Source organism: Pseudoalteromonas luteoviolacea, from assembly GCF_001696455.1.
Lineage (GTDB): Bacteria > Pseudomonadota > Gammaproteobacteria > Enterobacterales > Alteromonadaceae > Pseudoalteromonas > Pseudoalteromonas luteoviolacea_C.
The window spans coordinates 89525-116517 of the sequence record NZ_MAUJ01000002.1; the positions used below are offsets into that span (position 1 = coordinate 89525).

34 protein-coding genes are annotated in these 26993 nt (G+C 42.9%); 19 read left to right on the forward strand and 15 right to left on the reverse strand.

Annotated features, from left to right (window positions below):
* Positions 1-4: 4 nt before the first annotated feature.
* Genes A7985_RS08970 through A7985_RS09005 form a run of 9 tightly spaced genes read right to left on the reverse strand, consistent with a single transcriptional unit; the run spans position 5 to position 5271 of the window.
* Positions 5-331 carry a hypothetical protein gene (locus A7985_RS08970; RefSeq protein WP_063365144.1) on the reverse strand — a complete coding sequence of 109 codons (327 nt, stop codon included), beginning with the start codon at positions 329-331 and terminating at the stop codon, positions 5-7.
* A gap of 5 nt (positions 332-336) precedes the next feature.
* Positions 337-1233, reverse strand: a complete 897-nt coding sequence (locus tag A7985_RS08975; protein WP_065790138.1) for a hypothetical protein — start codon at positions 1231-1233, stop codon at positions 337-339.
* A complete protein-coding gene (locus A7985_RS26450; protein WP_155734335.1) occupies positions 1230-1391 on the reverse strand; it encodes a hypothetical protein in 162 nt (53 codons plus the stop codon). The genes A7985_RS08975 and A7985_RS26450 overlap by 4 nt, the downstream gene beginning before the upstream one ends.
* Positions 1388-1825 carry a phage tail terminator protein gene (locus A7985_RS08980; protein ID WP_065790139.1) on the reverse strand — a complete coding sequence of 146 codons (438 nt, stop codon included), beginning with the start codon at positions 1823-1825 and terminating at the stop codon, positions 1388-1390. The genes A7985_RS26450 and A7985_RS08980 overlap by 4 nt, the downstream gene beginning before the upstream one ends.
* A 14-nt stretch (positions 1826-1839) precedes the next feature.
* Positions 1840-2262, reverse strand: a complete 423-nt coding sequence (locus A7985_RS08985; RefSeq protein ID WP_065790140.1) for a phage virion morphogenesis protein — start codon at positions 2260-2262, stop codon at positions 1840-1842.
* Positions 2263-2265: 3 nt separating this feature from the next.
* Positions 2266-2736: a phage protein Gp36 family protein gene (locus A7985_RS08990; protein ID WP_065790141.1), complete on the reverse strand. Its 471-nt coding sequence runs from the start codon at positions 2734-2736 to the stop codon at positions 2266-2268.
* Between the two features lie 56 nt (positions 2737-2792).
* Positions 2793-3725, reverse strand: a complete 933-nt coding sequence (locus tag A7985_RS08995; protein WP_065790142.1) for a capsid protein — start codon at positions 3723-3725, stop codon at positions 2793-2795.
* 11 nt (positions 3726-3736) lie between these two features.
* Positions 3737-4117, reverse strand: coding sequence for a hypothetical protein (locus A7985_RS09000; RefSeq protein WP_065790143.1), 381 nt, complete (start codon positions 4115-4117; stop codon positions 3737-3739).
* Positions 4117-5271 carry a hypothetical protein gene (locus tag A7985_RS09005; RefSeq protein ID WP_065790144.1) on the reverse strand — a complete coding sequence of 385 codons (1155 nt, stop codon included), beginning with the start codon at positions 5269-5271 and terminating at the stop codon, positions 4117-4119. Before A7985_RS09005 ends, A7985_RS09000 begins: the two co-directional genes overlap by 1 nt.
* Positions 5272-5794: 523 nt before the next feature.
* On the opposite strand from A7985_RS09005, the gene A7985_RS09010 reads away from it, so the two are divergent.
* Positions 5795-6301 (forward strand): hypothetical protein, encoded by a 507-nt coding sequence (locus A7985_RS09010; RefSeq protein ID WP_065790145.1) that lies wholly within the window; start codon positions 5795-5797, stop codon positions 6299-6301.
* A gap of 43 nt (positions 6302-6344) precedes the next feature.
* Positions 6345-7814, forward strand: a complete 1470-nt coding sequence (locus A7985_RS09015; protein WP_065790146.1) for a KAP family P-loop NTPase fold protein — start codon at positions 6345-6347, stop codon at positions 7812-7814.
* A 16-nt stretch (positions 7815-7830) separates the two neighbouring features.
* Here the strand turns inward: A7985_RS09015 and A7985_RS09020 are convergent, their stop codons facing one another.
* From A7985_RS09020 to A7985_RS09035, 4 genes are read right to left on the reverse strand one after another with little or no spacing between them, the layout of a single operon-like run.
* Positions 7831-9099 (reverse strand): hypothetical protein, encoded by a 1269-nt coding sequence (locus A7985_RS09020; RefSeq protein WP_065790147.1) that lies wholly within the window; start codon positions 9097-9099, stop codon positions 7831-7833.
* A gap of 3 nt (positions 9100-9102) precedes the next feature.
* Positions 9103-11793 (reverse strand): sensor histidine kinase, encoded by a 2691-nt coding sequence (locus A7985_RS09025; RefSeq protein ID WP_065790148.1) that lies wholly within the window; start codon positions 11791-11793, stop codon positions 9103-9105.
* 50 nt (positions 11794-11843) lie between these two features.
* Positions 11844-12365, reverse strand: coding sequence for a hypothetical protein (locus tag A7985_RS09030; protein ID WP_065790149.1), 522 nt, complete (start codon positions 12363-12365; stop codon positions 11844-11846).
* Between the two features lie 10 nt (positions 12366-12375).
* The gene (locus A7985_RS09035) at positions 12376-12867 is read right to left on the reverse strand and encodes a helix-turn-helix domain-containing protein (protein WP_065790150.1); all 492 of its coding nucleotides are present in this window, start codon (positions 12865-12867) and stop codon (positions 12376-12378) included.
* Positions 12868-13009: 142 nt separating this feature from the next.
* On the opposite strand from A7985_RS09035, the gene A7985_RS09040 reads away from it, so the two are divergent.
* From A7985_RS09040 to A7985_RS09085, 10 genes are read left to right on the forward strand one after another with little or no spacing between them, the layout of a single operon-like run.
* On the forward strand, positions 13010-13324 hold the full coding sequence (locus tag A7985_RS09040; protein WP_065790151.1) for a helix-turn-helix domain-containing protein: 315 nt from the start codon (positions 13010-13012) through the stop codon (positions 13322-13324).
* 38 nt (positions 13325-13362) lie between these two features.
* Positions 13363-13785, forward strand: a complete 423-nt coding sequence (locus A7985_RS09045; protein WP_065790152.1) for a hypothetical protein — start codon at positions 13363-13365, stop codon at positions 13783-13785.
* Positions 13786-13845: 60 nt separating this feature from the next.
* A complete protein-coding gene (locus A7985_RS09050) occupies positions 13846-14181 on the forward strand; it encodes a hypothetical protein (protein ID WP_065790153.1) in 336 nt (111 codons plus the stop codon).
* Complete coding sequence (locus A7985_RS09055) at positions 14169-14756, forward strand: hypothetical protein (RefSeq protein ID WP_065790154.1); 588 nt, start codon at positions 14169-14171, stop codon at positions 14754-14756. Before A7985_RS09050 ends, A7985_RS09055 begins: the two co-directional genes overlap by 13 nt.
* On the forward strand, positions 14756-16402 hold the full coding sequence (locus A7985_RS09060) for a Mu transposase C-terminal domain-containing protein (RefSeq protein ID WP_065790155.1): 1647 nt from the start codon (positions 14756-14758) through the stop codon (positions 16400-16402). Before A7985_RS09055 ends, A7985_RS09060 begins: the two co-directional genes overlap by 1 nt.
* A complete protein-coding gene (locus A7985_RS09065; RefSeq protein ID WP_065790156.1) occupies positions 16395-17633 on the forward strand; it encodes an AAA family ATPase in 1239 nt (412 codons plus the stop codon). Before A7985_RS09060 ends, A7985_RS09065 begins: the two co-directional genes overlap by 8 nt.
* A gap of 47 nt (positions 17634-17680) precedes the next feature.
* Positions 17681-18037: a hypothetical protein gene (locus A7985_RS09070; RefSeq protein WP_065790157.1), complete on the forward strand. Its 357-nt coding sequence runs from the start codon at positions 17681-17683 to the stop codon at positions 18035-18037.
* Complete coding sequence (locus tag A7985_RS09075) at positions 18034-18420, forward strand: phage protein GemA/Gp16 family protein (RefSeq protein ID WP_065790158.1); 387 nt, start codon at positions 18034-18036, stop codon at positions 18418-18420. The genes A7985_RS09070 and A7985_RS09075 overlap by 4 nt, the downstream gene beginning before the upstream one ends.
* Positions 18413-18604 (forward strand): hypothetical protein, encoded by a 192-nt coding sequence (locus A7985_RS09080; protein ID WP_063365122.1) that lies wholly within the window; start codon positions 18413-18415, stop codon positions 18602-18604. Before A7985_RS09075 ends, A7985_RS09080 begins: the two co-directional genes overlap by 8 nt.
* Positions 18597-19013, forward strand: coding sequence for a Mor transcription activator family protein (locus A7985_RS09085; protein ID WP_063373733.1), 417 nt, complete (start codon positions 18597-18599; stop codon positions 19011-19013). The genes A7985_RS09080 and A7985_RS09085 overlap by 8 nt, the downstream gene beginning before the upstream one ends.
* Before the next feature lie 117 nt (positions 19014-19130).
* Here the strand turns inward: A7985_RS09085 and A7985_RS09090 are convergent, their stop codons facing one another.
* Both A7985_RS09090 and A7985_RS09095 read right to left on the reverse strand, forming a co-directional pair.
* A complete protein-coding gene (locus tag A7985_RS09090) occupies positions 19131-19832 on the reverse strand; it encodes a hypothetical protein (RefSeq protein ID WP_065790159.1) in 702 nt (233 codons plus the stop codon).
* Between the two features lie 118 nt (positions 19833-19950).
* Entirely contained in the window at positions 19951-20391 is a 441-nt protein-coding gene (locus A7985_RS09095; protein WP_065790160.1) for a hypothetical protein, read from the reverse strand.
* 348 nt (positions 20392-20739) lie between these two features.
* Between A7985_RS09095 and A7985_RS09100 the strand changes: the two genes are divergently transcribed.
* Genes A7985_RS09100 through A7985_RS09130 form a run of 7 tightly spaced genes read left to right on the forward strand, consistent with a single transcriptional unit; the run spans position 20740 to position 26867 of the window.
* The gene (locus tag A7985_RS09100) at positions 20740-21156 is read left to right on the forward strand and encodes a glycoside hydrolase family protein (protein ID WP_065790161.1); all 417 of its coding nucleotides are present in this window, start codon (positions 20740-20742) and stop codon (positions 21154-21156) included.
* Positions 21146-21397 (forward strand): hypothetical protein, encoded by a 252-nt coding sequence (locus A7985_RS09105; protein WP_065790162.1) that lies wholly within the window; start codon positions 21146-21148, stop codon positions 21395-21397. Before A7985_RS09100 ends, A7985_RS09105 begins: the two co-directional genes overlap by 11 nt.
* Positions 21397-21897 carry a DUF1804 family protein gene (locus A7985_RS09110; RefSeq protein ID WP_065790163.1) on the forward strand — a complete coding sequence of 167 codons (501 nt, stop codon included), beginning with the start codon at positions 21397-21399 and terminating at the stop codon, positions 21895-21897. Before A7985_RS09105 ends, A7985_RS09110 begins: the two co-directional genes overlap by 1 nt.
* Positions 21897-23639: a hypothetical protein gene (locus tag A7985_RS09115; RefSeq protein ID WP_065790164.1), complete on the forward strand. Its 1743-nt coding sequence runs from the start codon at positions 21897-21899 to the stop codon at positions 23637-23639. Before A7985_RS09110 ends, A7985_RS09115 begins: the two co-directional genes overlap by 1 nt.
* Positions 23632-25104 carry a phage portal protein family protein gene (locus A7985_RS09120; RefSeq protein ID WP_065790165.1) on the forward strand — a complete coding sequence of 491 codons (1473 nt, stop codon included), beginning with the start codon at positions 23632-23634 and terminating at the stop codon, positions 25102-25104. The genes A7985_RS09115 and A7985_RS09120 overlap by 8 nt, the downstream gene beginning before the upstream one ends.
* A 4-nt stretch (positions 25105-25108) precedes the next feature.
* On the forward strand, positions 25109-25723 hold the full coding sequence (locus A7985_RS09125; protein ID WP_065790166.1) for a DUF3164 family protein: 615 nt from the start codon (positions 25109-25111) through the stop codon (positions 25721-25723).
* Between the two features lies 1 nt (position 25724).
* Positions 25725-26867 (forward strand): phage head morphogenesis protein, encoded by a 1143-nt coding sequence (locus tag A7985_RS09130; protein WP_065790167.1) that lies wholly within the window; start codon positions 25725-25727, stop codon positions 26865-26867.
* Positions 26868-26993 lie beyond the last annotated feature (126 nt).

Sequence of the window (26993 nt, forward strand, 5' to 3'; positions counted from 1 at the left end):
TCGATTAGTTTTTTTCCTGTACTCGATACTGCGCATTAATACACTCAGCAGATAACCGCCCAGTAATGCCGCCAAAGCACAGCATTTCGTCTAGCACGTCTTTTGAAAAGGTGATGTCTTTGCCTTCATCAATAAAACCATCCCAGCCAATCAGGAGTTGTTCAACGATGGCTTTATCCGTTGTACTTTGCGGGTTGGTGAGCGTTTCAATGTCGTTTTCAGGTACCAATTTAATGTGTGCGTTGAACTTAAACTCCACACCGCCATACTCAAAATGAATGGGCGCATGGATGGTGGCGTCTTTTAATTTCGCTAACTTTTTTAATTTCATTTGGATCACTCAAATACTAAGGTTAATTCGTCATAGCCACTGTCTGAAGGCACCAACTTGCCGTCCAGTTCGTAGCCTGTGAGCTCGCTTTCTAAGCTTGCATACTTGGGCGTGGGCATTTGAAAACGCCCTAATAGCGTCACTTTGTTGCCTGCGCCTTGCCCATGGTTAAACTCAAAAGGCTGAATGCTGCCAGCCAATTCAAACGGATTGAAGATAGACAGGGAATCACTGGTAACAGTGATATTCGCCGTCGATTCATGGCCTGTTATGAGTATTTCTTCATGATTAATGGCGCGGTCAAACACTACGTTGTTACCCACATCGATGGTTAATTTGTGTAAGGTGCGCGCAAGGCCATTGAGCTTGAATGCGCTGCTATTGGTCACGCCAAGCGTTGAGGGCTTTTTCCACCTAGACCAATCCGTGGCTGGCGGGGCACTAGATTGTATGGGCGCACTGAACAAGCCTTTAAATTGCCAATTAATCACGGGTTGGCCTTTTTCAAGATTAATGCTGAACGTGCCTAACATCTCAGAGATTTGATGCGTGTTTTGCCCAAAGCGCATTAAACATGTGGCTTTGGTGGCAGCGCCTTTGGTGAATGTAACCGCATTGGCACTGGATACTTGCACCATGCCGCATGCTAACAGTAGGGGCGCAATGGCAGGGGCAGAGCCCGCGCTGCCACTCATGGCCAAGGGGGTTTTAAAGTTCAGCGTCACATGCTCGCCATAGATAATCTCCATGCTTGCGCCAGAATACGCGCGCTCTATGTCGTCTTTTTCGGTTTCGGCCTCAATGTTAAATTCCACTTCACTGGCGTATATCGCATGGTTGCCTGTGAGGGTTGTGCCGAGAGAGTCGGCCATAATTAGCCTGTCTTTAAATCGCCAGCTCATTTGCTTGCTCCTGGTTTAATGGTGTCGCCATCGAGTACAAATGCACCAGCGGCATTACTGCGATTGCCGTTTTGTTTAAGGGCGTGTTGCACTTGCTGTGCAATCTCCGTTGGGCTGCTCGGTTTTGGTGGCAGGTCATGTTCTTTGTTCGCTTTCATGTTGGTTCCTTGGTGTTGATGGTTATGTGCCCACTTACTGAAAACTGGCACTGATAAATAAGGTTATTGGTTTGCACGTTGAGCTCCACCATGCGGCCCCGATGTAGCTTAATGGGCTCATAAGGCGCAAAAGTAAGGCCAGCCAATGCCGTTTTGACTCGCTCGCGGAGTGTTTCAATTTGTTGGTCGGTTTTTCTGTTGGCGCTATGACAAGGGATAACTATCATCACGGCAAACAGCTCCGTTACGGCGTATTCGTCTTGACCTGTAATACTGTTGGTTGATTGGTAATCTTCATCGAGCGGCAATACATACAACAAAGGCGCGTGCACTGATTTACTGCGCGCCTGGTTAAAGTCTTGTGCAAAACCCACCTTGGCAATGCGCGCGTTATTTAAAGCCTTTTCAATGTGGTTTAAATCAAAATTAAACATGCTTTAAACCCCGTTTAAACCAGCCAGCCTGTAAGCGTTTCAACAATGGCACCGGCTTGATATTGTTCTATGCCAATAATCGGGCGTGCAGGGAGCGTAATGGCATGGCCTCGGCCTGTTTTGCCCCCAAAGTGATGTATGGCAGCGTATTCTTCACCCAAGCCATGCAACAATTCATCGCCTTCCACATTGTGTGTGACAGAGCCCGCTAAATTACGTTGGTCGGTCAGCGTTAACCCTTTACGCGCTTTTGCAGCTTCGGATTGTTCCCAGCGGGTGCCATCTGGAGCCAGCTCGTTTAAAAAACGAGTTGTCACGTCCATATCTAAAAATGCGCCTATGTCATCCAACACATCTTCAGGGACTTGGCTTTTACGATTGAGCACTTGCAACTTCTCTAACGCATCGCCCGAAATATCAATGAATACGCCCGCCATGACTTAATACCTTTGCCAATCAAAGTTGCTCGCCAAAAGCTTGGTTTGAATAGGACCAGAGGCCAAAGGCGAGGGCGCTTTAATTTGAATGGTCCCCGCCTCAATATTGCCAAGCTCTAGCATGGCGTTTTTACGCCTGGTCATTAGCCCTTCGTCGGCATCGTTGTTACATAGCTCATAACGCATTAAGTCTGCGGCTATACCCAGTAAAGGGGAGGCATCCACTTCCGCTTGTGTGAGTTCAAGCTTTGCCACATAACCCATGATGGTGTTATTTACGTTGGTTGAAGCGGTGTTAAACCAATTTAAAAGGGTGGTTTGAATGTCTGTTTCTGGTGTGGCCAACAGGGCTTTGTTTAAATCATTTTCAGTGATTTGCTGGGCATCGTACGCAAGAGCAAATGTACCATTAGCAAATTCCAACAAGCGACTTAACCCAATTGTACTGACTGTGTGCTGTGCATTTACAAACATCGTGTTGTCCTTAGATAAAGGGGCCGAAGCCCCACAGGGAGTTAATGGCTAAGTGATTAAGCGGTCAGTACATCAGTCAGTAGCACACCACACCCTTTGGCAATGATTTGCTCTTCGACTGATTCACCTACAATGACCTTGGTACCGCCACGTAAACCGGCAGATACCGGCTTGCTGCCTGATTCACGGTTCTTGTAACGGGCAGTGAGTCCAAAGGTCATACGTTTGTTTTCAAAACTGGCCAGCGGGTCATGGTAGGTAAGCGCTAGGTTGTCGCCCCATGCGCGCTCAAAGACTGGTGCTTTGCCTTTTTTAGCGATGTTTAACCGTGCTTGGCCAATATTGATATGCTCTATTTCAAGCGCTTCTTTGATGTAGGCCCAAGGCACCAAGCCTTCGTCTCCGGTTGTGCCGTTATAGCCTTTTAGTAACTTTTTGTTGGTCCTAAGTGCGGTTGCCACTTTAAATGACATGGTCATGCAATTTGGGCGCATTAATGGCTCGTCGAGTAAGTTGAGGAACCAACGCAATATATCCAACTCAGGGTCATCCAGTTTTTTTAGGCCTGCCGTGCCCAGTTTTTTGTGCATACCGAAGTTATCGGGATCAGAGAACTTTTTAGCCACGCGTATTTCTCGGCCAAGCAATACCAAGTCCGTAATGTTTTCGGTCGCCACATTCAACGGGTTGTGGTTTGGTGGCGCGTTGGTGATATCGTCGTTTGGTACAACATCAGATAAACCGTAGTCAGTCACAGAGCCAGTTCTTTCGTCATAACCAAACTCAACTTGGTTTGGCTCTGACTTACGGCCAATTTTGGTATCTGGTACCGTGAACTTATCCGCTAGATTGTACTCACCCCATTTGTATTCGCGTCTGTTCACAGACGCGTAGGGCAGTAACCTATCGGCTATTAACTGACGATTGGTATAGGCAATTGCTATCGCCGTTTGCTGCACGTCGGGGGTAAATGGCATACCATCACTCATGGCAACTCTCCTTATTTAATAATCACAAATGGGGCGATATGAATATCAACAATGGTGCCCACGTCGCCTTTTTCGAGGACCTTGCCAGCTACATGGATTTCGGTATCTTCAGCATGTGCGGCTGGGTCTAGGGGTATGGCGCGGCCTTCGCTGTCACTTACCGCATATTCCCCCCCAGAAAAGTCGCCACCTAGCTCTATGGGCGCAAGTTGGGTCATGACCACATCAACACGTAGCTTTTTATCTGTACCTTGCTCTGTGACCCCAAGAATAGGGCTGTTAATACCCGTGGCATTGGTGGCCATAAAATCGCCGATATCAGCCGCGACGAAACGGTTTGCAGGCAATGGGGTGTCAGACTCAAAGTTTCTAATTAATCCTGGTATGGCCATTAGTTTGACTCCTGCGTAACGTGGTCCATCGCTGTACTTAAACTGATTGTGAAACCTTTACTCGCTTGCGCACTTTGATACTCCACAGCTCTTTGAGCCAATGCATCAGCCGAGTTATCAATCTCGGTTTCTTCGTTGTCGTCTTTGCGGCTGAATTCTTTGGTAAGCCCACTTTGCTCGGGCAATGAAAGCAGCAAGGTTTTAAAGAACTCTGCGGGCTTGGCTGACGAGGTTTGGTTGCCATCACTTGCGGCAAATTCAAATGTGTTGGCGCTGTCTGTTTCAAGGTGTGCCATAAATTCGGCCAAACCGTCTGTTTTTGTGATACGCGGGGCGTTGCCACCATTGACCTTGGTATCAATAAACGTTTGCGCATCAAACTTGCGTTGGTTGAATTCATGTTCAGCGTTACGCTTGTTCGCCGCGTCCAGTTTGGCCTGCAATGCTTTCTCGGTGTCGGTGGGTTCGTTTTTAGTTTTGTCACTCACTTCTTGTTCCTCGGGGTTATTGGAAGGGGCGCTAAAGGCATGGTCGCCAAAGCGCTGTTTGTCTTGTTCGTGTTCAGCGATGATGGTTTTGCGGTTAAGCCAGTCGGCTTCCCAATTTGGAATGAGGCGGTTTGCGGTATCTAGGTCATGCTGCTCAATAACCCACTCACGGAAGTGACTCATAAAGTCAGTAAATAAACGCGCGGTTTGCATGGCTACATCTTCAACGCGTTCGCTGGCTTCATTGGCTGCAAACTCAAATACAGCGCCTTTTGACTGCTCATTGAATTGCCAAGGCATGCCAGCAACAGCAGGGGGCTTACCACCCAAGTAACCAACGTGACCTAAAAAGTAATTACCTGGTTCACCCTCTAAACGCACACTACGATTTGGGTAGCGTTTTGCTTCGACTGCTTCAGCAAACTCAGTGGCCACCTCTTCAGCTTTGGCAAACAACTTACCGTCTTCGACTTTTAAGTCGCTGACCCAACCCCATGCAGGGTCGTTAGTCTTAGGGTGGCCAATGACTAAAGGGCTAGTCTTAGGAATAAAGTTTGTGACCACAGAGTCTAAATCTGCGGCAGTAAACTCTTGGGTATTGCCGTTTGAGTCGGTGTGGGTGCCGGCAGTAAAAATCTCGTACCAGTCAAACTCAGTGTTTTCCATTGTGGGTGCTCATCGTTGAATCAATGAGCTCAGAATAGCGGGGGAGGAATAGAAAATTAGGCGTAAAATGTTTTACATATTAGGTGTTTGGAGCTATTTAATAGACTAAACAGCCAAGAAAAAACGATCAACTATAAAAGACAAATAGTTGAGCACTGCAAGCAATGCCTCCTCTGCACCTTACACTACTCAGGTAACTTTGCAGGTAAAAGTTACCACCCAAATACGAAACATGACAGTGATGTGCACAGAAACTCTTTTTAAAACCTTTTTAAAAACCCCTCAATCTTTTTAAAAACACTTGAGTCGAACAAACACGCGGGGTTTAACCTTAAGCGCTCAGAGAGAACTACAGAGCTTTTTAATTGATTTATTTACTTGGCATAACATGGATCATATAAACGTTTACTTTTATTGAATGTGGATGCCCTGGTGAAATATATTATTCTCAAGGTGTGTTGGAGGGGAATTACCCAAGCACAAAGAATAAAACGATATTCAAAATTTTAGAGAAAACTATTTTATGAATAAACATTCGGAAAACTCCTCTTATAGAGAGAAACTAATAGAGCACCTGTTTATAGGCGAGTTGTTAAAACTGTCATGGAGAGAAAAAGACTGTCGATTAGAAGTGGGTAAACCCGAGATTGGCAATTCATACTATGATGTCATCTTACAAGAGAATAAAGTAGTACGACATGTCCAGCTAAAAGCTTCATTTATTGGAAGCAAGACCTCACGTCAAAACGTAAACCTAAAACTCGCAGATAAACCCTCAGGTTGTATCATTTGGATTTATTTTGATGAAGAAAGCCTTAAGTTAGGTCCTTACTATTTTTTTGGAGATATACCAGGCCAACCGTTACCAAGCCTAAGTGATGCAAACGTTGCAAAACATACAAAAGGAAACCAGGAAGGCGTTAAAACTGAAAGGCCCAATCTAAGAGTACTCAATAAAGGTAACTTCAAAATATTCGACACTATTGAACAATTGTACGAAGCCCTGTTCGAAGCCAAAAAAGCCTTTTAGGCCGCCAAGCTGATATCCGGAAATTTATTAAAAGGAATAAAAAATGTCTAATAAGCAAGACCCATTTCTAAGTTGGAAAAAGAAGTACAATTGGGACAATTGTAAGCTTGGAAGCAAAGGTTATGGAGACTTTATATCTTCATATATAAAAGGCCAAACTCAACCGTTGGTTATGAATTTAAATGGAAGCTGGGGTATAGGAAAGACACACTTTTTAAGACAATTGTATTGCCAGCTAAGATTTGTTGATCAGAACCCTGTCTTTTACATAAATGCTTGGGAATCTGATTTCAGTAAAGACCCAATGCTTGTAATAATAAATGAAATGATAAGACAGCTTGCTTACATACATGAAGGAGAAGCTGCAGCTCAAGCTGAGGATGTAATAGCAGACAGACTGAAGTGGCTTTGGAATGTTTCGGCACTAGGTGGAGCAGCGTACCTATCCGGGAAGTTTGAGAACACAGCAATATATGAACTAGTAAAAGATAAAGCAACTTTTGATGATACAGGTAAATTGCAAAAAGTTGGGAAAAAACTTTCAGATAACTATATCTATCAGAAGAATGCGTTAGCCGATATTAAAATGCACTTGACTCACTTTGCAGAGTATTACAAAGACAGAAATATTATCATTCTAGTTGATGAACTAGATAGGTGTAGGCCTAGTTACGCTATTGAATTTTTAGAGATAGTTAAACATTTATTTGGTATCAAAGGGTTTGTTTTTGTTATGGCAACGGATACTGAACAATTAAGCCACTCAGTACAGGCGGTATATGGACCTCAGTTCAATGGTGCAGAATATTTATCTCGCTTTTTTACAAGGAGTGCTAGATTACCTGAGCCCAATAAAGTTGAGTTTTCTAGACTGTTGGTCGATAGCTCAGATAACTTGGACAAAATATATGAGTTGTCCTGGCCATTACTTAAAGAAGATGAGTCTATCAAAGATCATCTATCAAGCGTACTTGCCTGTATCGGTATTATTTATGGCTTGTCTCTTAGAAGAATGACCCAATTATTCGAAAAATACCAATCAATTATTGTATGTGTTCCTGAAGATGAAAAGTTTGACTCTTTCTTACTCCTACAATTACTTTGTGAGTACGATCATCCTGACTTCAAGTTTTCGTATGAAAAGAAGAAAACTGAAAAAATTTCTAGAGTAGACCCTAAAGTTGCAGAAAAGCACAATAAGAATGTAACTTCTAGCAGTAATGATTCAGCAGTCTTTGCGCGCAGTTTATATAAAAACGTCCCACAAAAAGCTAATAGTATATCCAGTATGTTTGGCGTAATCTTTGAAATATACAAAAGTAGAACAGCTAGCCAGGGTAAGAGAATCACTATGCCCTATAAAATGCCAGCGCCAGATGAAATAGAAAAGCCCATAGAGTATGTAAAATATATGTACAATGAAATAACTAATCAGTTTGACCTTCCTGAAGAGTATTGGAATTTAGATAAATACTTTAATTACGTTGAGCTTGCCAGCTCTATCACCTCATAAATGGAATATAAGGCGATCATACGATCGCCTTTGCTGCTTCTTGAAGTGCTGTGAACAATAGATTGCCACTGGCCCCATACATAGAGTTTTCCATCAAATCAATTAATGATTTAGAAGTTGAAGGAGATTGCTTGCAAATCAAAGTAGCGACTTCTTCTGCTTTTTTTGGTGATAGGGTATTTGTTTCTAAAGTTTCTTTAAGATCTATTAGCAGAAGTTGAGTATCACTAGAGCTTTCTAACGACGCAATTAATCCATCCAAAGTTTTATTATTTTGGTTAACTTGCGCACTCATTAGCCCGACTTGAGATTGAGTTGTTTTTTGACTCTGACCAGTTAGAGACTGCTGATTAGCAAATAGCTCCGTTAAGCTATTTACTTTCTGTTCCAAAGACTCAACCCTGTCTTTATAGTCATTTACTCTTTCTGAATGTCGAGCTTGCTCAATCTGTAGTAAAGAGTTTGTATGCCTAATCTCCATATTTGCCATTTCTAACTTGTGACTTAACTGCTGAATATGAAGGTCATTATCTAATAACTCTCTCGGGTCTGCTTTATTGATTACTACCAATGAATATGTCTCAAGAGCACGTTCAACAATATCAATACTGCCACAGGGAAGTGATACTATCATTCTAACTTTCGAACCTTCCTGTTCAATACTAACTGTAGCTTGAACATCAGGATATTTTTGCCGCAATACTTCTGAGAAATACGATAAAATATTAACACCAGATTGATAATACTCTGGTGGGAATTCGAGCTGTTTTGTTATTTCGTTTTGCTTCTCTACCGTGTCTATATGCTGGATTTCTAATTCACTCTTCGTAAAGCTGTAGCCAAGTATGAACACAGTAACAGGAACTAAAGAGAACTTTAAAAAATCCCTAATCTCTTCAACACGTTGTTCAAAGCTCTTATAGAACATTTCTTCAAGAGAGGCAAAAGTGCTCGAATCTTGGACTAACTCATCACAAATTAAAAAAGAAAAGACATTAAACTGGTGCCGTTGATATCCAGTAATAACGGAACTTTGAATTATGTTATTTACTTCAAATGTTGACGGGACAGTTATTATATTTGCGCCTATTAATTTTTTAACGTCTTCAATCAAACCCGCTTCTAACATCTTAGACCTAAGAATCTTTTCATTATCTATTGTCATGTTTGAAGAACTTATACCATCTATCTTAGAGAGTAACTTTTCATACTCTCTATATAATTTGCTCTCATCTTCAATTTCAATACGTGAAATATTGAAAGCTGCTACTTTATTTATATACATAAACTACATCCTTTCCCTAATCTCTCTCTCAATATCTTCCTTACTCTTTCTATCTCTTTCAATGAGCGGGAAGACGACCTGAATCTTAGTACCTTTGCGCGACGACTTAAGCTTAAACTTGGTTTTGTATGACTTGGCTACATCGCTCATTTTGTATAGGCCTTCGCCGAAGTGGAGGCGAGAACGTAGCGGTATGCCAATGCCGTCGTCTTCAATGTTTACGTGAATTTTAGATCTAAGCTTGTGCACGAATACGTTAACCTCAGCGCCTTCTGAGTGATGCACAGCGTTATGAAGTCCGTGATAAACAACAGCGTAAATGTCGCGCTCTAGCTGCGGCTCTAGCTTTACGTTACCGATTACTGTTTCAAAGTTAACTTTAATTTTTGCCTGCAAGCTAGACTGCATTTGAAGTAAGTCTAAGCCAGCAAGTAACCTTTGCTCGCCAAGATAAGGGCCGTTATTAACTATGGGCGCTACCAGCTCAGATATTTTATCTAGCTTAACTAAGCCCTCAGTAAACATAGTGTCGTCACCGGAGCTAATAAGTACTTTAGCTTGTTCGTTTAACAGGGCTACTTGGCCAACGTTACTACTTTGGCGCTTGTATTCATTCTGGCGGTAAACTCTTCTGAATGATTGAATCCAAAAGTAGGTATAAAACGCTATCGCTGCCACCACAAACACCGCAATTGCAAAGTAAACACTGATTGCCTTTGGTGAGTTATACCACTCAGAGCGCACCTTAAACTCATATGTTGTTGGTTCGCTTACTGTGTTACCGAGTACTTGGCGGAATTGAATTTGGTAGCTATTTGGCTTTAGGCCGTTTAAGTGCAGCTCGGCGCTATTAATAGGACGCCACTCACTGCCATTAAATTGATACTCAAAGTACACTCCTTCATTGTTTGCGTACTGAAGGTTTGAAACAGACACAACCATCCATTCGCGATTTTCAATTTCGAGCGCATCATCTTTAAAATGAATGCCACTTGGCGTTTGTATAAAGCTCACTACCGGTGGCGCTAATTCGTGAAACTGTGTTTCGGTTAATTCTATAAACGCTTTGTCGCTAATCGCGATAAACTGGTCATCAACAATTCGTAAGCTGCCAACAATAAAGGAGTGGTTTTGCGTTTCTCTAATAAGCCTTGTAGCGTTGTATTCACTACTAAACACATGTATTCCGTTGTTGGTTAATAAGTACAGCTTGTCTCTTGCTTCGACTATTTCTCGAATATGCGAAGGAGAGGGGATCTTAGTCCATTCATTGTTGTTTCTAACTAACAGCCCATCACCATATGTAGACATATACAATTGGTCGTTTAACTCTGCTGCATCGGTGACTTTATGGTTGCCCTGGTACAACTGAGAAACCCCATTTTTGCCTACAACTTTATCCAGGCCTGCGGCAGTACTAATGTAAATATCGCTACCAATTTGGGTCACGTTTAGGACTTCTTCACTGATCAAAACAGAGTTGATGGCATTAAAATCTTCATACTCAAGCTTCGCGTTGAGACCAACAATTGCGTCATCATTAGTCGCCAAATAGAGCTTTTCATCAATCACGGATGAATTTAAAACGTAGCCAGCATATATCTTGTCTACCGTTTTAAGCTCTGGAGATACAGCAAACGAGCCAATACTAGTAGATACAATCAACTTTCCTGCAAAGTAAGAAAACGCGGTAACTTCAAACTCTTTACCATGGCCAATCGCATCATTTACCCAAGTTACAGGCTCTTCATCTACATAAATGCCTTTCGTACTGCCAATCCACCAACTTTTGCCCACACGCTCAATTAGGTTGTAAGCAGAGCCAAGCCTCAATGGTGTGGTACGGCTGCTACCTTCAACAACCCCAAATTCATTGATGTTTAAACCCCAAAGTTGTTGGCTCTTATCAGCAAAAAGTGAAAGGTAAGATTTACTCGTTGAGCTAATGTCTGATCTGGTTTTTTCTAACGTAGAAAGCGCTACTTCGTTTACTGTGTCTCGGTCTGTGTAGTAAACAAAATAAGGGGGAACGTAAGTTAAATTACTCGCGTTAGAAATCTTATCGTTTACTAGGGTAGTGTCTTGAAGGTGTGAATAATACCCTAGGTGATCATTAGCAAAGTAAACGGCACCGTGTGGGGTGACTTCTAAGTTACCTTTATTTACTTGCTTTGGTACTACGTTTTCAGCGTCTACTCGTTTTATGTGGTACAAGCCATCATTGGCTAATGCATATACACTTTCGTATCCGGTATCAATATCAAGGATATGCTCTTTACCAGACAACCTAACCGAAAACGTGCCTGTCACTAAGTCGTACTCAGTGATTCGATTACGTTCTTGCGCAAATAATGAGTCTTTGGTGATCTCGATGTTAGTCGCAGTCGTTTCTGCAAACTTTTCAGAGTTAAGCGTTTTAAGATCAATCGACCAAACCTGCCCAGATGTATATAAAACATAGGCTACGTCGGTTTTGCTGATCTCAATGTCATTAGCCAGCCCTTTAGGTAAATCTGAAAATTCACTTAAGTTTAAAATATGCTGACCATCGTATCTCAACAACCCTTTATGAGATGGAAAGTAAATAAAGTTTTTGCTGTCTTGAGCTACGCTGCTTAAATGCTCTAAATCCAACGCGCAGGCTAAGCCACTTTGCATTGCTAGCGCTGCAATTATTGTCCTTGCTGGTAACATCGCTAAGAATTCCTTCCTGCTAAGGGGTGAACCTTCACCCCATAAATGCGTTATTGAACCTGTTGAGAATTATGGTTTCTTACACCACAACCAGCCAATACTACAGGTATTTGCGGTTTAGTTTCTGATGCTTGGTCCAAACTATTTGTTTCACTTATACTAACACGTGATAATAAATTGTTAAGTTTATTCGCTTTATTTGGTTTCCAATTGATGTCTTGCTCTCGTGGAGCGAGGATAAATAGGTAAGTTGGTTTGCGTGGGTCCGAGGCATTTTGCTTAGTTTGCCAGGTATCCATAACCGCTTGGCCAGCGGCTTCGCCGTAAAGGTGGGTGTATGCAGCAGCAATTAACTTAGCGCCAGAGTCGCTCATTACCATAACTGCGGTGTTTTGGTAGTCGCTACCACAATCAAACGACACATCCACATTGAGTGTGCTGCCATCTGGTAGTAACAAATCGGTATTCATATGCTGTACACGAGCTCTGTCTGGTAACGGTTCTAGAGCGAGAGAGGTGGCAGACAGCAATCCAAACGCGAGCATTGCTGTGGCAAGTTTTGTTTTAATCATAATCTATCCTTTAAAAGGCCATATAGAGCGCTCCTTCCGCAATGGTTTTAACCATGACTTCGTTAAAGTTATGCTCAAATGTTTTTTCGATTAACATTGGCCTTAACTTTTTACGGATCAGAAGTTCACGCTCTGCATCCAAGTTTTTAGGGTAAAGTAAATCATCTATTATCTGTTCAACAAGCGCGATTGCAGCTAGCGCATCTTCAGCACTATTTCTGCTTACTTCTTCACTCTTTGTTGGTTCTTTTTCTTCCGTAGAGCTACTGCCAGATGCTTGGTCTACTTCAATGCCAAACACCTCATCCAAGGAAATTTTTTCTTTCTTACACATGCTCACAATCGCTGCGTAAGGCAAAGAACGCTTTTTCTTAGCCATTGCAATTACGCTATGTGAAAGCCCAAGCTTCATTGATAAAGCTCTATCGCTTTTAACAGCAAATCTTTTTTGAAGTCGATCTACAACTTCTTCAATTTCCAAATCGATACTATCGTCTATCATATTTAACAGTCAATATCTTTTTTATTTAACGATAAAAGTTTTGCTTGAATATTGACATCTGATTTATTTACCACTAGCTTGATAAAAAAACAAACGTATATAATATTTAGCGAAACAAAACACACTATAAGGTAAATCTATCATGACAAAGAAAAAAATGACATTTGAAGCCATCAAGAAAGAGCTTATTGCCAAAGATATTCAATTCTCTGATATAGCAAAAGCAGTTGATGTTACTCCTAGTCACGTATCTAACGTGGCAAGAGGCAGTGCTACATCTATGCATATCGCGAAGGCAATATCTTTATCTTTGGGGAAACCTTTAGAACATGTATTTGGAGAGGACTACTCCCATACCAAAAAACGTGGACCTAAAGACCGCACTCAAAGACGCAATCAAATTGTTGAAGCTCTTCAAGCTGGTAAGCCAGTGCCAAGCCCAAGCATGAACCTATAGAACTACCAAGTCTAGGTTAATTTAAGGAGATTTTTACCATGTCTGAGAACCAAGATCCCATCAACATTTTAGATAGTGAGATACCGCCTGATTGCGAAATTCTCCACCACTTTAGCCAGTGCGTGAATGCATGTATGCGTAGGTGTGGTTTTACTCGTCAAGGCTTGGCGCGGCGCATGAATGAAGCTTTAAAAGTAGAAGTAGTAGAGGTTGACGAAGGAAAGCTTAATAAGTGGTTTGCACCAAGCCAACCTGCATCGATGCCTATACAGTACCTACCAGCTTTATGTTGGGCGATTAAAAGTGTAGAGCCTGCCAATGTACTGCTCATGCCACTGATGTATAGCGCTTCAGACGAACGTGCCAAAAAACTGCAAGAAGCCTCAGAGTGTGAGGTGCAAATGCGCGAACTGAAAGATAAGCGCGAATCCATTCTCGAAGAAGTCAAAATAAAAACCTAATTTCGGAGCTTAAAACCATGCCTATCAAAGACCAAGATCTACCTGAAATCCGGAGTTTTTATGCGTAACCAAGAACTGGCTGAGTTAGTAAATGACGAGTCTCAAGATGAGGTCAATCATCAGATTGCTCAAATTGATTCTCCGCTAAATATTGTGATGCCAAACACTATTGAAGAGTGTATGGACAGAGTTGTTCATTTAGCAAATCGTCAGTTCTGCGATGCGGCCGAGATGGGTTTTATATTGCTTCAAGTGAAATCCGAGACAGAACATGGAATGTTTTACTCACTTTTAAATGAGCGAAAGATCCATAAGCGTACGGCCCAAAGAGCTATGGCAGTCGCCAAAATGCTTCAAGCATTGCCAAAACGCAATGCGACACCGTGTCGCTTTTAAATTTCAGTCAAAAACAGCTCACTGAGCTGACTAAAGTTCCGATCGAAACGCTAAAAGAACTAGACGACGAAGACTATGAAGTACTAGCCGAGACCTCTAGTAACGCCATTAAACAGCAAGTCGCTAATTTGATGAAAGAGCGTGACGACCTACAAATAGCAGCTGCTCAAGCCATTAATGACTTACAGCATGAAAAGCTGCGCAAGGTGCCACAAGTACGTTTTGACATGCATGTGTTTATTAGTGAGATACGCAAAGACGCCATTTGTAACACAGAGCTATTAAACGAAGCGCTCGTAAACACCATTACGCAGATCACGCAATTGTGTAATAACCGCCAATTGGACTTTGATTCGCGCGTGAGTGCTGCACAAGTACTGCATCACACATGGGCTGCAATTTACACCCAAATTGGCACCGCGCTTGAGCGTTTAAGTGGCGAGTTTGCTGGGCATATTGAAGGCATAGAGCACCTACCGAAATTTACCAAAGCTGAGTGGCAATACGTAGAAACAGAGCGTAACCGGCTGCTCGAACAGTTTTTACTCAACAAGCAAAGCAAGGAGATTAAGTAATGCATCCTGCTGTGATTAGATTTAACAACTTACCAGCAATTGTGAGCCAAAGTGCATGGTCAGAGGCCAGCGACAAAGCACGCAAAACAGCACAAAACCGAACCGCACTGGTAAAACATATGCTCTCAAGTGGCTTAAGTGTTGATAAAGCAAGAACAGCACTGATTGAGTCAATAAATAGTGGGCTGGTAACACCTGCCATACATCAAGCTGTGACTGACCTTGGCAAAGTACCAACACGTGCAACGGCCTTTAACTGGGTTAATGCGTATAAGCTTGAAGGTGTTGAGGGTTTGCTACCCAAGCACAAAGGCCGCATGCCAGCGCAACCTAAATGGGCAGCAAAAGCGTTAGAACTTTACCACTGTATAAACTCGCCCAGTTTTGCACTGGTTGCCGAAGACTTAAAAAAGCTCGGTTTTGATGCAACGGCAAGCCAAGTCAGGCGCTTTATAAATAGTATGCCGCACGAACTTGGCCCGCAAAGCCCTTACCGTATGGGTGCAAAGCTTTACCGCGAAAAGCACAAAGACTTTATTATTCGATCCACTGAGCATATTGCTCCTGGCTTTATTTATAACGGCGACGGCCACCAAGTAGATGTGTATGTGGCACATCCAAAAACAGGTAAAGCATGGCGCTTTGAGTTAACCGCGTTTCAAGATGTGGCGAGCCGCTGCATTGTGGGGTGGGAGATTAGCGAGTCAGAAAACGCCATTGCCACCATGACGGCGCTAACCCGCGCGATTCAAACCCATCAGCACATTCCTAGCATGTTGTATGTAGATAACGGCAGTGGTTATAAGTCTAAAATGATGTCTGACAAGTGCTGTGGCATGTATGCACAGTTTGATATTGAGGTCATTTTTGCCATACCAGGTAATGCGCGCGCAAAGTGGATAGAACGCTTTTTTAAACATATGGAAGAGCACGTGGGTAAACGCTTTGAAAGCTACTGCGGCCCAGACCACAACGAGCGCGAAAAGCTAAAACTGCTTAACGATGTTAAAAAAGGCAATCGCGAGCTGCCATCTTTAGACCAATGGATTGCCGAATTTAAAGCGTTTTTAGAGCACTACCACAATAGCCCACACCCTGAAATTAAGGGCAAAACCCGCATGCAAGTATGGGAAGAAGGGCTCATTCAAGAGCAGCCAGCAATAGCCGACTTTGTGGTCTTGCCAAGAACCAAAGTTAAAGTGGCCCGTGGCCAAATCAAACTACACAAACGCGTTTATACCGCTGACTACCTATTTCAATTTAACGGTAAAGAGCTGGTTGCAGGTTATGACTTGCACGACGACACCTACCTTGTGCTGTATGAGCAAACTGGCGAATTCATTATGAATTGCCGCATTAAAAACAAGGTTGAGGCATTGCCAACAAGCCGAATTGAAGAAGCCGACCTTAAGCGACTGCAAGGCCAAGAAAAGCGTATTCAAAACCAGCTTTCTGAAAAGCGTGCAAGAGCCGATCAAAAACGTGTGATTGACGTAGACGCCGTTGAAGAACTGGCCGCAGACGTTGACGCCATTCCTGAAATTGAACCTGAAGTATTAAACATGGACCTCTCTGACTTTGAGGTTGAAAACTTTGAAGCCGCTCAGGCCAATTACCAAATAGATTTAGGAGACCTTCATGAGTAAATTCACTAGCCATTACAGCGACGAGCAACAAATTCAAGTAAAGCTGATAAACCAAGAGATTGATTTTTACGCCCTTGGCCCTGAGGACTATTGCTTGGGCTATGACTTAAACCAAGTAAACGCAGTACTTACTGGCAAGTCACCCATTAACCCAAAAAAGCTATTGAGTGTTTTGTGGGCGCACTTTTTTGGCGACTTTGACCCCAAAGAATTTAGCGCTGAGAGCGGCTTTTCGGATTGCTACAACGCCAATGACAAGTTACTTGTAGCGCGTATTAAAAAGCGCATGACCGATGAAGACATCGTAAACCAAGGAGTAAACAGCACTTATATTGCCAAAAAGATTAATAAGTCGGCCTCGACCATTAGTCAGTTGCTCTCTGGCAAGTATGCAGCAAGCCCAACTAAGTACTTACATGACATATACGCCATAGTCGCGCCTGCTGGGACCGATGCGGCAGACGACAATGCGAATGACGACAGACCCGTTATTACTATTCGATACGGCGAAGTGCCTTTTGTCCCAACCAGTGTTGCAAAGATGATTAGCATGGCGTGCGAACACGCAAGAGCAAGGCGGCGCTTTGCGGTGGTTGCTGGCCAAGCTGGCATAGGTAAAAGCAAAGGGCTGGAGCGCTACTGCGAAGAAAACTCACAAGCCATTTTGATTGTGGGCAGTGAGCAAACGACCAGTAAACAAGTGATTGAGTCACTGTGTGTCTCTTTAGGTTTGCCAAGAAAACAGAGTGTTTCTAAAAATATCGAGAACATTGTTAGAACGATTGAGAACACAGAGCGCATCATATTGTTAGATGAAGCCGACAAATGTAAGCCTAATGCGTTAGACCCGCTTAGAACCATTTCGGATGCTGCAAAGGTTGGGGTGTGTTTGATTGGCAATATTCAGCTGGTAGACAAACTGCAAACCAATGAGCGTTACGAGTTAATTTCGTCTCGTGTGTGCTTTTGGCCAAAACCCATTGGTGAAGTACCTGTAGAAGACATCAAAAACCTATTCAATGAATTAACCCAAGGCACTGTGCCGCTTGAGTCGAACGATGACCAATGGTGGCAATGGTTGCATAAAAGGGTAGAGGGAAATTCGAGGCTCCTAGTCGAAAACCTGCTCCCTCATATCCTGAGTCACAGCCGGAAAAACCCAAACAAAAAGTTAGACAAGCTCTTGGTGAACTCAATCTTCGCCAATGTTCTGAATCAACAAGCTGTATAAAACAACGAGCCTAGCTGCAACTGGGCTCATTAATTAAGGAAAACACCATGTTAAGAGTAAAGATATATCACCATACCTTTGGCGGTCATTTTGTATTAAACGACACGCTTACCGACCAACACATGCTGAGTGTTTTGGCCACAGTGGACCCAAGCGGGACCATTTTAGATGGCGTAAACGGCAATGTACCAGCGGCGTTTTGTATTTTCCTAGGGCAAAGGTTATACGAGTGCAAGCAGATAGCCAAGGTTAATTTAGAGGTAAGTTTTACCAAGGAATTTACCAACCGTTTTGGGCACATAGCGACTTTATGCATTGATGACACCAAACCCTGGGACTTTGAACTAGAAGAGTTTGCAGTATTTCCAGAGCACCGAGTAGAACGTGTGGAGAAAGCAGCATGAACCCGATGATTAAAGCAATAAAAACTGCGCAACAGGCGGCAGGCATTGATCAGGTATGCCATGTGAAAAACGTGAAGCAAATTAGTGGCGGGCTAACCAATAGCTGTACTGGGCTGACTCAAAACCAGCAACGCGCGCTGCTCAAGCGCTATCAGCAGATGGTTCCTAAGCAAGAATTGCCAAAGCAACTTAAGCTGATTTATAGCCTTTGGGGCCAGCTGGCCCGTGCAGGAAAAGTGAAACAAGACTCAAAACAAGCATGTGATGCCTTTTGTGAGAAGTTTTGTGACGGTAAGCGCCTATATAATGCCGAAGGTCACTGGCAAGCAGTGACTGAGATATTAAAACAGTGGTTAAATCGTAAGGAGACGAATCATGCCTAAAGGCGAATCAATTGTTATCAACCCAGACAGGCCGCTTTTTGAAGAAGCGCAATACGACAACTTACCGCCAAGTATTAAGCGTATTGGTAAGCTTAGGACCAAATGGGATGAAACAAGAGAAATGCAGGCCGCATCAAATGAGTTCAGCATTGAGTCGCTTCTTGAGGAATTAGACGATGGCTGAGCATGAGTTAGATGTGTCTTTGCTACCACATGGGCTTAGATTATTTGTAGTAACTATGGGGCTGGATGATGCAGTAAAAGCCTTAAGTGAAGAGCAGGGCAACTTGTTTTTTATTCCCGATACGCCAACGCCTAACCACGAATTTTGTAAGCGGTTTAGCGTTGATATGGCAAGGGCGTTATCTAACCATGCGGGCAGTACTTACCAAATACCAAAGTTGGACAAGATTTTAATCCAGCTAAGAAACATTAAGATAAGACAGGAGTTTAAGCAGGGCGCTTCAGTCCAAAATTTAGTAAGACGCTATAAGTTGACCAGACAAATGATCAACTTAATAGTGACCTCCGAAGCCGATGGCGCACCGATTTTAGTTGGCGATGCGCATAAGCAGATGGAGTTGAAGTTGTAGGTTTGTGATCAGCCTTCGTTGTTAGGTGTGGGGGCTGGTTTCTTTGATTCTTGAATATGGCCTATCAGATTTTATTTTCGTGAAGGCGAAAATGTTCGATAGCAGCTGCCCACTTTTTTAAGTCCGTTTAATTGGTTTGCTAGCTATTTTATACCAATAATCTTTACCTTTAGGTCTCACTTCATCTTCAAAGATCTTTTCAGATAAAATTCTAATTTTGTCATTAACTTTAGATTGTATATGTTTAACCAAATCGATGAAGCTTATTTCAGTTGAAGTCAAATAATCAGGCTGCATAAGTTCCCGATAGATAAACGGTTTCGCATTTGATCTTTTATTAGGGTACAAGACTAAAACGACTTTAACTTCTTCAAAATTATCTGACCCACTATGAGCAGCAAAATTATGTCGCATATGCATTATTTGGTCATGAAATTTTCTAAATTCTTTATCTGGGAATTTTCTCGGAAGGCTCAAGAACCGTCCTTCACATGATGTAAAGCATTTACCATATATTGTAAGTGCTGCGACATACAACCCTTTAATTAAGTTAAAGTGGTCTCGATCGCTACCTACACCACTTGCACTCGCACTTTGTTCCGGCTCCATTTTTTCTATTTTTTCTAGCCAAATAAGAGCGTTTCTAAGATCTTTTTCAATTAAAGTATATGCTGCAAGTTGCTGTGAAAGCTTACTATCCAATTCGATTCTGGGAGCAATTTTTCTTTTATGAAAGTATTTGTTGTACCGAACCTTTGTATCTGGCTCGAGAATCTCATGAATTTCCCAACCATTATTTAACTTCTTCTTACGTGCCATGTATTCAAACTCTGAACTAATAACTAACGCCTCGCTAAACCGACGCAAAATAGCAGGCTAAAATTAGCTACGAAGGAGCGCAAGCCCGCTGTTTTGCGTCCCTTGGTTGAAGCGTTTATTATGTTTCAATGTACTCGCAACACGTTTGAAATGTAAAACTTTCGTTTTCACCAACACCTTCATTATCAAACTCAATGAAAATAGTTCCAGACACCTTGAAACTTCCGTCTTCATTTTTCGTGATAATTAACTCCTTAACATCACACCAGTTATGAGCACGACCAATATAAACCGAACCTTCGGCATCTGTATAAATTGAGTGACTCAAATTCATTCCATCTAACCTTGAAGGTGAGCTTAAGTCCAATTTATACCAATCTAAAATAATTTCAGTTTTAGTAGGCTGCTCATCATAACCTAGACCAGAATCAAACTCTGTAAGAGGAAGGGTTACTCTATGAAAAAGAGTTTTAGGTAAGCCAATACTCTCGTTTTCAAACCAGTATGATTGGATAACGCCATTCTTAACTTGAGTTTTACTCTGTAATCCGATTTTCACCTAAGCCTCCTTGAAACATGGCAATTCAATATCGACCCAATATGTCGTTTTTCTACCACTAGTTGGGTCAATTAACTGATCGGTCCATTTTTACCATAAATAATAACACGTTGCTACATATCATCATTTTATGGTCATGGTGTTTTACTAACTGACCCAGTTGTTCGTTTCCATGACTACAGGGGCAAATTGCTAGTTAAGGAGCTAAAACGAGGGTTGCGGCTGCCAAATTTTTACTTTAGCCTAATGTATCGGCTTTACTTCAAAGCACCGTAAAACATTTTACACCTAATTTCCCACTCCTAATTTGCCAGACTAGCCATGTGATCAACCACATGTGGAAAAGGCATGGAAAAACTAAAACAACAACTGATTGACCATGAAGGATACGAGCATAAAGTGTATGTTTGCCCAGGTGGCTACCAATCGATAGGCGTTGGCAGGAACCTTGAAAAAAGAGGGCTGACTGACGACGAAATCAATTATCTACTTAACAACGATATTGCCGATTTTACTGCCCTAGTAGAAAAGCACATCGATACCTCAAAATGTAACCCCGCCCGCAAAGCTGTACTTATCAATATGGCCTTTAATCTTGGCATTCATGGCTTGTTAGCTTTTAAAAAAACCATATCAGCCGTTGAGCGAGGTGATTGGGATAATGCTGCAATTGAAATGTTCGATAGCCGCTGGGCTGTACAAGTGGGCGAGCGTGCTAACCAGTTAACCGAGCAAATGAAGACTGGGGAATGGTATGACGCCTGAACAAGAGAATCAGCTTTTCCAGTCTATCGGCCAAATTCAAGCAACCCAAACATCTATTTTGAATGAAGTCAGGCAGATTAAAACAGACCTTAATGCCCGTGTAGATAAGCTTGAAACACGTGTTGAGAAAATAGAAGACAAGGTAACACACAACCGAATTAAAATTGCATCGATGGGTGGTGGCGCTGGGTTAGTCGTAGCCATAGCTGCTGAAGTGTTAAAACTCGGTGGGGGCTCTTGATGGCGCACCCAGAAGATAAAAAGAATGCGGTGCGGCACAGCTATGTGAATGAGCTTTTAGCTTTATCGGTTGCGGCGATTAAACACACCGTTGCAGACAGTACAGCGAGGCGCTGGAAAAGTGAGGCCAAAGCGGCGGGTGATGATTGGGACTTAGCCAGAGCAGCCGCACGCAAAGCAACAGGCCCCGCGGGTGAATTTACCCAAGACTTTATTGAAGAGTTTACCATTCAAACTAACGCCACCTTTGAGCTAATCAAACAAGACGACGGGCTATCAATTGATGGCCGTATTAAAGCCCTTAATCAACTTAGTGATACATATTCAAAAATCATGAAGCTCAGCGGCGGTAATAAGTCTATTGAAAAGCGTGCTGTTGCCGCCGATGTGCTTAAGAAACTCGCAAGCTTTGTATCTAAATATCACCCTGATTACGCGCAGCAATTAGTCGAGATATTAACCGCGTTTGGTCCTCAACTTAGTAGCATGTTGGACGACTAATGGCTGATATTAGCAACAAAGAGTTTTTAGAAGAACTAGAGCAGATTACGGCTGCGCTACGAATAGATATTGAAGCTAAGCAACGCGATATTGACCCAAGCCCAGAAGCGATTTTAGAGCGAAGACAACGTGTACTAGGCGGTGATTTTGAGTTCTTTGTTTATACATATTTTCCTCATCATATGTGGCTAGATGAAGGTCAAAAGCCTAGTGAGTTCCAGCAGTATTTTATGGACTGGTTTCCCAAGGCCATAGACTTAAACAACTATTGGAAGCATTGGTTTGTTGCCCCGCGTGGTGAAGGTAAATCAACTTTAGCTGTAAAAATCGCGCCCGTATATATAGCGGTTTTAGCGCTACTACAGGATGAAGCCGTATGCGAAGAACTGGGCCTGACAAAGCCCAATATTTACATCGACTTTGTCATTCTATTTGGTGCAGAGGCAAAGATGCCTGCCAAAACGCTTGAAGTAGTTAAAACCGAGCTACTGAATAATGGCAACCTTATGTTGGACTTTCCAGAAGTCTGCGCCAAGTCACCACTATGGAAAATAGGTGAGTTTGCTACCCCCCAAGGTGTGCGTTTTGAAAGCCGTGGGTCGGAACAATCAGTTCGAGGCGCATTCCACGGCGCAAGCCGCCCTAAGTTACTATTGTCTGATGACATCATCACCGATAAAGAAGCCAAATCAGCAACCGAAAGGGACAACCGCTGGGCATTTTTAGAGGCTGCCGTGCAATACCTTGGTCCGCCAGGTAAAGGGGTTAAGTTTCTTGGTGTAAACACCGTTCTAAACAATGACGACCCAATATCCAGAGCTGAGCACGCCGCAGGTCATATAGTGCACCGCTTTAAAGCTATTTCACAGCTACCTGAAAACATGGAGCTTTGGGAGCAATGCCGTGAGCTCATGCTGTACAAAGACAAACAATTTGAGAAACAAGCAGCGAGTAAAGGAAAAGCGGTCGCCCTAGAAGAAAAGCCCAGCTTTAAATTTTGGATTAAGAATAAAAAGCACATGTCTAAAGGCGCAAAAACCAGTTGGCCGAGTGTGCGTAGTTTGTATGATTTAATGGCTATGCGAGCCTCAAACAAACGTGAGTTTAACCGTGAGATGCAAGGTATTGCCAAGTCAGATGAAGAGCAGATCTTTTATCGGTTTGAAACTTGGATTAACCGCTTAAACCTGTGGACACCCTATGGCGCATGTGACCCAAGCATGGGCAAAACCGCCAGCGCCGACCCAAGTGCTTTGCTTGTAGGTTTTTGGGCCAAAGAGTTAGGGCAATTGCACCTAGAATACGAAAGCCGCAAAGTTCGCGGCCCCAGCCGCCTTTTGAAAGATTTAATAAAGCTGCAGCTTGAATACAACTGTTTGGTATGGGGCTTTGAAAACAATAACGCCTTTGATTTTATGCGCCAAACCTACATCAAAGATGCATTGGACCAAGGTGTAGCTTTGCCACTTAGAGGTATTACGGCCACAGTGCCACAAGAAGAGCGCATCGAGGGGTTAGAGCCCTTTGTGATCAACGAACCTGCACAGATTCTTTTTCATACTCGGCGCACACGATTACTTATGGACGAGTTAGAAAACTGGCCCGAGAAACAGAGCAGCCACCATTACGATTTAAGCTGTGCACTCACGCTGTTATGGATGGTAGCCAGTACTGGTGCGGGTGGTATTCCCAAGGTAAGAAGCAAAAAAGTGACCAAATCAATAGGGGGCTATCATGTCTAAACCCCACCTTTCATACAAAGGCTATCGCGCATTACAAAAAGCATTCAGCATGAGCAAAACAGACCCTGCTTTATGGGCCATGATGCGCGAACTACCCAATCCAGATCCAATACTGCGCAAAGCTGGTAAAAGCTCGCTGATATATGACGAGATTGCCCGTGATGCCCATGTAATTGGTGAATTGCGTAGTTTGCGCTCTGGTATGTTCGCATTTAATGCTGAACTTGTGCCAGGCGGTGATGATAGCGCAAGCATGAAAAGCTTTGAGAATGCAAAAAGCTTGATGGCTGCAAACCCAGCTAAAAATACACAGTGGATGGACATTGATTGGCACAACTACAGCGCGATTTTACACGGCTTTGCGGTCACGCATTTGGGCAAGTTTGAGAAAAGTGACAATGCTTGGATACCCAGCACTATTGAGCAATGGCCTGCGGGGCGCTTTGCTTTTAATTCAGATCACGAGCTCCTTGTTAAAACCCGCGAGCACCCAGAGGGTGAGCCAATCAATGAAGACCGTTGGACATGTGTTAGGCATATGCCCGAGGCCAAAAACCCCTATGGTATTGCGCTTTTAAGTAGCTGCTTTTGGCCTTGGATGTTTAAGCATGGTGGCTTTAAGTTTTTTGTTCAGCTGTGCGAGCGCTTTGGTGTGCCGTTTCCCGTTGGTAAATATCCCATAGGCACACAAGACGATAAAATTGGTGAGCTGCTGGAAGGCTTAGCGAAGTTAATAACTGAAGGTATTGCCGTCATACCTGATGATTCGAGTTTAGACATTATCGAAAGCAAAATGTCAGGTGAGCCAGTCCAGTTGCAGCTTATCAATCTATGTAACTCAGAAATGAGTAAAGCTCTGACATCACAAACGCTCGCTACAGAGCAAAAAGCCGGTGCCCGTGCAGCTAGTGAAACACACGCTAAACGTGCAGGTGAGAACCAGCGTGCCGATAGGGCGCTTGTGTCTGGCTATCGAAATCAATTACTCGAAACCATCCATAAAGTGAATTTTGATGGCGGCGAGCCACCTAAATATGTCTGGCGAGATAAAAAAGAGATCAACCTCGAAACGGTTAATGTCATTCGTGAATCAGCCAAAATGGTGCCTGTTTCAGAGGACTACGTTTACAAGACATTGGGCATTCCAAAGCCACAAAAAGGCGAAGAACTGTTAGAAATAAAAGACGACAGCCAAGGCATTGCTAGCGCACCAAAGCAAGACTTTTCGAGTGACGAACAAGGTGCTGACATCTCTGTTTTTGACGAGTTTGACCAAGCAACTGACGCCGAAATTAAGCAGATTTTTGAGTTTGCTAAACAAGCAAACAACCTCGACGAACTAAAACAAAACATCCTCAATGAGTTCCCAAACATCTCCAATTCAGCCTTGGCAGAAGTCGCCACAAAGGCCCTTGAATTGGAGGTTTTACAAGGAATGAATGAGGCAAATCAACAGGAGATTTAACCTTATGAATGCGATACCCGAAGGCTTTTTACAAGATGGTAAAGGCAATTTAGTTGCACTCGCGAATGTGAAGCAAACTGACCTAATAAAGGACGAATTTGTCAAAAAATCCATAGAACTTGCAGAGAAACAGCAACAAGCACTCGCCGATTTTAAGCACCAACAAATGGAAGAAGCAGACGACTTTTTAGAGCTGCTAGCACAAGAACATGGCGTGAATTTAGGTGGCAAAAAAGGCAATTTAACACTGCGCTCTTTTGACCATTCGTTGTCTGTGAAAATACAAATTCAGGAGCGAATTGAACTGGGTCCTGAGCTACAAATCGCCAAAGAAATGATAGATAAATGCATCAGTGATTGGACCGAAGGCGGTAATCAAAACATCAAAGCCATTGTCAATAAAGTGTTCTCTACTGACAAGCAAGGCACCATTAATCCGCAGCGTATTTTGGGTTTACGTAAGTTAGAAATCCAAGACGAGTCGGGTAAATGGCAAAAGGCGATGGACATCATTGCCGAGTCTGTAACCACCATAGATAGCAGTCGATTTATCCGGTTTTATAAGCGAGATGAGCAGGGGGCTGATCAAGCAATTTCTCTAGATATAGCTAAGCTCTGATATGTCCGATATCCCTTCCCAGTATGGCCAACTCGTAAAGTTCGACGAGGCCATTTCAAATTTAAAGTCAAAAGTTCAAATACCCACTGAGCCATATAAAGATTTACTAGGCCACATTCATGCCCGTGCATTTACCGTTGCCGGTGCTACCAAAACGGAATTGTTAAACGATTTATATAAAGCCGTACTTGCTGCAATTGAAAATGGCGAGACGATCACAGACTTTAGAGCGCACTTTGATAAAGCGGTTTCAAAACATGGTTGGTCTTACAATGGAAGACGCGGTTGGCGTACGCAGGTTATTTATCAAAACAATAAAAACACGGCACGGGCAGCTGGCCGATGGCAACAGCAAGAACGAGTAAAACATCGCAGGCCATATCTTTTATATTTAACTGCAGGAGATTCGCGAGTAAGACCGCAACATAGTGCTTGGAATTATATACTTTTACCAATTGAACATAATTTCTGGCACACGCATTATCCGCCGAACGGCTGGAACTGCAGGTGTAAAGTCGTGAGCTTGAGTGATGCCGATATTAAACGCATGGGGTTAACTGTTACACCAGATTCAGCGCTTAAGAATTATCAAAAACCATTTACCGAAGTTGACCCAACAACAGGTGAAGAACTGGAGCGATTACCTGGTATTGATATCGGTTGGGATTACAATCCAGGTCTTGCATGGTTGGGCTCTGACAAAGCAACGGGCCAGATGTTAGCGAAACTCGATCACCAAATTAGAGAAGTTGCCACGCCGATTTTTAATAACGCCATTAATGAAGGGCAAAGTTATTTTAAATCTCAAGTTGCGACGATTGCAGCTAAGCAGTCACTTGGTAAACCAGAGTCTGGAACAAAATTGACGCTAGGGCACTTGCATCCAAATTTATTTAAAGCCGTTTTGGATATCGCGCCCGAAATTAAAAGCACTTTGGTGGTCATTGATGAAGCCATGATAAAAACGGCGATTCAGTTAATCGGGTTTGAGCAAACCACACAGTTAATGAAGCTAGTTCAAACAGAAGCCGATTCCACATTTAACCAAAGTGTTTTGCAGTTTGTGGTAAATGGAATTTTGCTTACCGTTGAGGTTGGCCCAGACATGAATCGAGTTGTCGCTGTTAAACAAATTGATGTTTAAAGCGTATTTAAAGTCTATTTAAAGGGCGTTTAAACGTTTTTAAAAATGGCGATTATTAGTCTAATTCTAAACGTATTGTGAGCAGGAATGAGCGCAGAATGATATGGAATGAGCGGGTTTTGTCTA